Raw genomic sequence first — 1,546 nt, forward strand, 5'->3', positions numbered from 1 at the left:
GACCGACGCTACATAGCGCAATCTTTGAGCGCTCCAAGGCTCTGTGTGAACAGAAAAATCCTCAAGGTGGCCTGCCGACGCCAGTAGTCATGAGTACCGGACAGCGGTAGGGCGCCGATGAGTAAGAAAATTCCTACAAGCGCACACTGCAAACTCCTACGAAGCTTGGATTTAGCACATTGCACACTAGCTCACTGCCAGCAAAGCGGTTTAAGCGTGGAGGGGCAGCTAGTAGGTCTGTCATTGTCTTAAGGTTAGATTACTTGATGGAAAATAATTTATGCACCGGAGGTTTTATTAGTAGGATATCAAGCTTAATTGATTCGAATGGGGTTAGCAGTTGGGATAGATCAGAGCATGTCTGGATATACGCGAGGAAACTCAGAAATGCCAGGGTTCTGTGGAAAAGCTCGAGATGGTTCGCCTCAAATGGGGTGCTGCCGAGAAGCGAGAATGAATCTGAAATGCTGGATAGCCTCTTGCTGAAGGAATTCGCATTTGTAAACCCATGCATTGATGATGATCCGGAAAGCTTTGAGGACCGAATAGCGGTCATGCGTGCTGATAGATATGGCAGCACTGCGGCTAGCCCGCACGGAGGCAGTGGAAGAGCGGCCACGCGATCCGGATTTCAAGTCAAGGGCGTCGGCCAAACTCCGCTCGTTGGGGTCGGTGCTGACTGGCACTACGCTAACGGCTTCTTGTGGATCGAAGAGGCTATCCGAGAGGCAATATATAGCGAGATCTTATCCGATGAACTACCATTCGGCGTTGTTCCCGTTATAGCGGTCATCGATACGGGCCTTAACTTTTATGATCCGCTAACCAAGGAGCTTCGAGGAAGACGTGCTTTGATCGTTAGGCCATTCGCTTACAGGATGGCTCATCTCGAAAGAGCCGGATGGTTCATTTCGAGACATGGAGACACTGCAAAGCACCAGGACGATGATCTGACGCGTACGCGCATATTTCATGAGCGAATCTCTCCCGAAAGTTTCCGCGCTGCTCTAAGTTCATTAGCAGCACAGCTTGCTTTTGCCCAAGTTAACAGGCTAACCCACGGAGGCTACTTCTCGTCAAACATCGCAATTGACGGAAGGCTCATCGATTTTGGTTCATCGCGATACGTCGCAGACTGGCGTCCTTGGAAAATTATGCCGGCCTGTCCGCCCTTTGGGCAGGAAACAAAATGTGTGAAAGAGTTTGTCAGGTCTATATGCTTTTATTCCGGACTATTCGGACTAGAGCTATCGCTTGAGAGTTCGGAAAGAATAGTCGAAGAGTTTGAAGTCGAGTTGTCAGAACTAATAAATACGCAATTCGTCAGTGCTCTAGGGCTGAGTTGTCTAAACAAGGAGCTACGTGAACAATGCCTCGGAATTATCAAAGAAGAATTCCATTTACAAAATAAACTTCCACAGCAGGACTCCGTCCAGCGGGTAAATCACGGGATTTCCGGGCAGCTAACGAGCGTCGCGGACTCGCTGCTAAATGCCCTCCTGGCATCCGGGATGGTGAATGGCGAAGTCGAACAGGTTTTCACTGG

At 49.5% G+C, this 1,546-nt stretch carries 1 pseudogene; it reads left to right on the forward strand.

Annotated elements, in window-relative coordinates:
• Positions 1–266: 266 nt before the first annotated feature.
• A pseudogene (locus tag IG80_RS15950) lies at positions 267–1,546 on the forward strand (hypothetical protein); the annotation flags it as partial.

The sequence above is a fragment of the Candidatus Paracaedibacter symbiosus genome, from assembly GCF_000757605.1.
GTDB lineage: Bacteria > Pseudomonadota > Alphaproteobacteria > Paracaedibacterales > Paracaedibacteraceae > Paracaedibacter_A > Paracaedibacter_A symbiosus.